The 5,260-nt window shown below is 72.7% G+C and carries 4 protein-coding genes and 1 pseudogene; 1 reads left to right on the top strand and 4 read right to left on the bottom strand.

Features of this window, described 5'->3' with window-relative positions:
- From AAHZ94_RS27980 to AAHZ94_RS27965, 4 genes and pseudogenes are all read right to left on the bottom strand, one after another.
- Window positions 1-1,206: hypothetical protein (locus AAHZ94_RS27980; RefSeq protein ID WP_349996297.1), on the bottom strand; the 1,206-nt coding region annotated here is incomplete at its 3' end.
- Between the two features lie 133 nt (window positions 1,207-1,339).
- Complete coding sequence (locus AAHZ94_RS27975) at window positions 1,340-2,266, bottom strand: ABC transporter substrate-binding protein (RefSeq protein ID WP_502964804.1); 927 nt, start codon at window positions 2,264-2,266, stop codon at window positions 1,340-1,342.
- A gap of 195 nt (window positions 2,267-2,461) precedes the next feature.
- Window positions 2,462-3,025, bottom strand: a pseudogene (locus AAHZ94_RS27970) (ABC transporter permease); the annotation flags it as partial.
- Between the two features lie 5 nt (window positions 3,026-3,030).
- Window positions 3,031-3,768 (bottom strand): ABC transporter permease, encoded by a 738-nt coding sequence (locus AAHZ94_RS27965; protein WP_349996295.1) that lies wholly within the window; start codon window positions 3,766-3,768, stop codon window positions 3,031-3,033.
- Window positions 3,769-3,927: 159 nt separating this feature from the next.
- Here AAHZ94_RS27965 and AAHZ94_RS27960 point away from each other — a divergent pair, with 159 nt between their 5' ends.
- Window positions 3,928-5,088 (top strand): ABC transporter ATP-binding protein, encoded by a 1,161-nt coding sequence (locus AAHZ94_RS27960; protein WP_349996293.1) that lies wholly within the window; start codon window positions 3,928-3,930, stop codon window positions 5,086-5,088.
- Window positions 5,089-5,260 lie beyond the last annotated feature (172 nt).

Genomic DNA, 5,260 nt, shown 5'->3' with positions numbered 1-5,260 from the left:
AGCCGGGACCACCGCGGCAGCCGGCTCCACCCGCACCCGCGCCGCCGGGGCGACGCCGCCGCGCTCAGCGCGCTCGGCCTGTTCGCCCTGCTCGCCCTGGTCATCCTGGGCGCGCTGGTCAGGGCCAGCCTGGTCCGCGGCGCCAGCCGTAGCCACCGGGGCGTCCGGGCGCTCGACCAGGGCCGGCATCGCACCGGGCAGCCGCCCCGTACCAGCCGCCGCGGCGTCCCCACCGGTCACGGGCGCCGCACCGGCCGCCGGAGCGGTGGTGGTGGCGCCGTCCGCCGTCCCGGACGCGTCAGCCGTCCGGTCGGCGACCCCGTCGGAGGGCCCGGCAGAGAGCTCAGCAGACGGTCCGTCGGACCGTTCAGCAGCCGACTCGGCGGGCACGTCATCAGACGCGACGGCGTCGACACCATCGACGTCACCGACCGCACCGACCGCACCGACCACATCCCCCGGCCCGACCGCCGTCGCCGCATCCGCATCCGCCTGCGCACGCTGACGCGCCGCGTTGCGGGCGAAGTCGCGCAGGGCAGCCGCCGCCTGTTCGTACGCGGCGGGCCCGAGCCGCACCACGGCCGCGGCGGACCCGGCGGACTCAACGAGTTCAGCCGACTCGTCGGACTCAGCCGACCGCGCGGCCCTGCTCGCGTCCGCCCCACGCGCGTCCGCCCCGCTCGCAGCCGCGGGCGGGAGCGCCGCCGCCGGCCGGCGGGCCGCGCCACGGGCATCCCGCGCACCAGCCGGGGTCCCGGCCTGCGCGTCGGCAGACAGGTCCGCGGACGCCTCAGCGGACGCGGCCTCCACCTCGTCCCGGGAGGAGCCGACCGCGAGCCGGCGGCGGTCCTCCAACGTCTTGGCGCGCGCGGTCTCCGCGGTGGCGTAGCGGCGGAGCAGCGCGGCGTGCTCGTTGCGCAGCCGGGCCAACTCCGCACGCCGGGCGCGCAGCTTGCCCTCCAGCTTGTTGCGCACCGCACGGGACTGCTCGGCGCCCGTCTCCAGTTGGGCCACGCGTTCCTCGGCCCGCCACTCGTCCCGCAGCCGGGCGTTGTTGAGGTCGGCTACCCGCTTGCCCGCAGCGTTGTCCCAGCGGCGCAGCAGCACGGCCCCGACGATCGCGGTCACCGCGGCGAGCGTGGCGAGCGAACGGACGAGGAGGGGCTCACCGACCAGCCAGGCCGCCGCGGCACAGGCGGTTGACACCCCTGCCACGGTCAGCGGAGGGAGCAGCCGGTGCAGAGGCGGGGAATGGCGATGGCGTCCACGTGGCATGGCCTGAAACTTACCGTGCGTACGTTGCACTCCGCTGCCCGCCCCGGAATCTGTTCCCTCCTGGTTACTTCGCCAGCAATCCCTTCTTCTTCAGATAGTCCTTCGCAACGTCTGCCGGCTTCTCCCGATCCGCGTCCACCGCACGGTTCATGGTCGCCAGGTCCTCGGTCGTCAAGACCCGGGTGAGCTTGTCGAGTACGGCTTCCAGCTTGGCGCTGCCGGCATCCTTCGCGTTCACCACGGGAAGGACGTTGTCGGCGTTTTGCAGGCCCTTGTCGTCCTTCAGCAGCACCAGGTCGAAGTCGTCGAGCGTGGCGTCCGTGGTGGTGGTCAACAGCATGTCGTCGGTGCCGTCCTTGACCGCCTGCTTGGACTGCACGGTGCCCACGCCCTTGGGGTCGACCTCGGTCACGTCGATGCCGTACGTCTTCTCCAGACCGGGTGCGCAGAAGGGGCGTTGGGTGCACTCGTCACCGGCGGCCAATTTGATCTTGAGTTTTGCCGCGCCGAGATCCGAGAGGGTGGACAGGTTGTGCTTCTCGGCGAACTCCTTGGTCACCGCGAACGCGTTCTGGTCGATGGCGTCACCGGCCGAAAGCACCTTCAGTCCGCGCGGTTCGGCGAGCTTCTTGAGCGCCGCGACGGTCTTGTCCGTGTCATCCGACGCGACGGGTTTCTCCGCCGGCGCGTCGGGCCCGTTCACCTTCGCGTTGAGGAATTCCGCGAGCGTCGCCGCGTATTCCGGGACCACGTCGATCTGGCCCTTCTCCAGGGCCGGTGCGTACAGTTCGCGGGCCTTCAGTGGCTGGATCGATGCGTTGAACCCGGCGTCGTCCAGGACCTGTGCGTACAACTCGGCCATGATCTTGAACTCGGTGAAGCCGGCCGATCCGACCACCACCGAGCCCTTGCCGCCGCCGCCCCTGGCGGAGGACGCCTCCAGGCTCTTGCCCCCGTACCCGAAGACCACCGCGCCCAGCGCGACGACCACGGCCGTGCCGCCCGCCGCGAACTTCACCGCCGTCGCCGGGGCCAGCCGCTCCTCCGCGCGCCGCTCCCGCTCGGCCCGCCGCTTCGCCGCCCGCACCGGCCGCGGCACCGGGCTCAGCAGCCGCTCGGCGACCACCAGCACGCCCTCGACCAGCAGCGCGAGCCCGGCGACCAGCACCGCGCCGGCCACCACCTGGTCCGAGTTGTAGGTGTTGAAGCCGGCCGTGATGATCCGGCCGAGCCCACCGCCGCCGGGCAGCGCTGCCAGCGTGGTGGTCGCCACCACCTGCACCGCCGCCGACCGCACCCCCGTCATGATCAGCGGAAAGGCCAGCGGCAGCTCCACCCGGCCCAGCAACTGCCAGCCCGACATGCCCATCCCGCGCGCGGCCTCCACCACGTCCTGGTCGGCCTCGCGCATCCCCACGTACGCATTGGTCAGCAGCGGCGGCACCGCGAACAGCACCAGCGCGATGATGGTCGGCAGGTCCCCGTGCTTGCCCAGCGGCGTCAGCATCAGCACCACCAGGACCGCGAAGGTGGGCACCGCACGGCCGGCGTTGGAGATGTTGACCGCGAGCGCGCCGCCCTTGCCGATGTGGCCCAGGTACAGCGCGATCGGCAGGGCGATGGCACAGGAGATGAGCAGGCACACCGCCGAGAGGTAGAGGTGTTCGCCGAGGCGGTGCCACACCCCGGTGCTGCCGGCCCAGTTGGCGCCGGTGGTCAGCCAGTCCCAGGCGCCGGTGATCTCGTCCATCGTCCTCAGCCCGCCTTCGCGGCGCGCGCCGCGCGCCGGGTCCCGATCCGTGTCCCGCCCCCGCCGCCGGCCCGCCCGCGCCCGTGGGTCCAGGGCGTCAGCAGCCACTGCACGCCGAGCAGCAGCAGGTCGGCGACGACCGCGAGGAGCACGCAGATGGCCGACGCGGTCAGCACCTGCGCCTTGAAGAAGCTGTCCATGCCGTCGTAGATGAGGTTGCCCAGGCCTCCGAAGCCGACGATGGCGCCGACCGTGGTGAGCGAGATGGTGGAGACCGTCACGATCCGCACGCCCGCCATCAGTGCGGGCAGCGCCAACGGCAACTCCACCTCGATGAGCAGCCGGCCCGGCCCGTACCCCATGCCGCGGGCCGCCTCGCGGGCGTCGTCCGGCACCGATTCGAGACCCGCCAGCACGTTCCGCACCAGGACGGTCAGCGAATAGAGCACCAGGCCCGTGACGACCACCGCGGCCGACACCCCGAACACCGGCATCAGCAGCGCGAACATGGCCAGCGACGGCACCGTGTACAACACCGTCGTCAGGCCCAGCACCGGCCCGGCCGCGGCCCGCCAGCGGCGGGCGAGCAGCGCCAGCGGGAACGCCACCAGCAACCCGATGCCCACCGAGACGGCGGTGATCCACACGTGCTGCACCGTCGCGTCCGTCAGCTCCTGACTGCGCGAGCGCACGTACTCGCCGCAGATCCACTCGTTCGCTGCCAGGCAGCCCTTCGCACTCATGACCGCCCACCTCCCCCGCGCGCGCCCAACCCATGCCCCACGCGTCGGCCACGCGCCGGTCCCATGCCTGGCGACCCTAACCCCGGGCACTGACAATCGAGCCCTACCGCCACGAGAGCGCAATATGTTCTTCAACGAATACGGCGACAATGGGGACCCATGATCCGCTTCGAGCACGTCAGCAAGCGCTACGCCGATGGGACCACCGCGGTGGACGACCTGTCCTTCGAGGTCGCGGAGGGTGAGCTGGTCACGCTCGTCGGGCCGTCCGGCTGTGGCAAGACCACCACCATGAAGATGGTCAACCGGCTGATCGAGCCGACCAGTGGTCAGATCTTCCTGGACGGCGAGGACATCGCCACCATCGACCCGGTCACGCTCCGGCGCCGCATCGGCTACGTCATCCAGCAGGTCGGCCTCTTCCCGCACAAGAGCGTGCTGGAGAACACGGCGACCGTCCCGCACCTGCTCGGCTGGCAGCGCGCCAAGGCCAGGGAGCGCGCGGCGGAACTGCTCGACCTGGTCGGGCTCGACCCGTCCGTCTACGGCGACCGCTACCCCGACCAGCTCTCCGGCGGCCAGCGGCAGCGCGTCGGGGTGGCCCGCGCGCTCGCCGCCGCCCCGCCCGTACTCCTGATGGACGAGCCGTTCGGCGCGGTCGACCCGGTCGTGCGCGCACACCTCCAGAGCGAGTTCCTGCGCCTCCAGGAGCAGGTCCGCAAGACCGTCCTGTTCGTCACGCACGACATCGAGGAAGCGGTGCGGCTCGGCGACCGGATCGCGGTCTACGGCAGCGGCCGGATCGAGCAGTTCGACGCTCCGGCCACGGTGCTCGGCGCGCCCGCGACGCCGTACGTGGCCGACTTCGTCGGCGCCGACCGCGGCCTCAAGCGGCTCACCGTCACCCCGATCGAGCCCGGCGACCTGGAACAGCCGCCCGTGGTGCACCTGGACGACCCGCTGCCGAAGGCCGCGGCCCGGCTCACGGCCGAGGGCGCCCGGTGGGCCGTCGTCCTGGACGACCGGGACAACCTGCACGGCTGGATCGTGGCCGACGCGGCGTCCGCCGCGGCGAGCGGCACCGTCGGCGAGCACGCCCGCCGCATGGAGGCGTGGCTGCCGGTCGGCTCCTCGCTCAAGCAGGCGTTCAGCACCATGCTCCAGCACGACGCGGGCTGGATCGCGGTCCTGGACGGCGACCGCTTCCTGGGCGTACTGACCCCGGCCCGGCTGCACGAAGCGCTGCGCCGCTCCATCGACGCCGACGCCCAGGACATCCCGCGCGCTGACGTGGAGCTCCAGACGATCGCGGACGTGTAGGCAGACGATCGCTGACGTGTAGGCAGACGATCGCGGACGTGTAGCCAGGCCATCGCGGACGCGGGGGGGGGGGCGCCGCCGCCCGGGGGGGGGGGGGGCCGCCCGGGGGGGGGGTTGCGGCCCTGCCCCGCGGGAGGGCGCGCGGGCGGGTCGCTTGGGCGTGCCGGCGCCG

The sequence above is a fragment of the Streptomyces sp. HSW2009 genome (assembly GCF_040240285.1).
Taxonomy (GTDB): domain Bacteria; phylum Actinomycetota; class Actinomycetes; order Streptomycetales; family Streptomycetaceae; genus Streptomyces.
Note: the sequence above shows the minus strand (reverse complement) of the source record. Positions and strands in the feature narration are given on the sequence as shown.

What these genes read in the sequence shown, in the direction of transcription:
- AAHZ94_RS27960 (WP_349996293.1), top strand. Translation starts at nt 3,928, where the DNA reads ATGATCCGCTTCGAGCACGTCAGCAAGCGCTACGCCGATGGGACCACC.
- AAHZ94_RS27965 (WP_349996295.1), bottom strand. Translation starts at nt 3,768, where the DNA reads ATGAGTGCGAAGGGCTGCCTGGCAGCGAACGAGTGGATCTGCGGCGAG.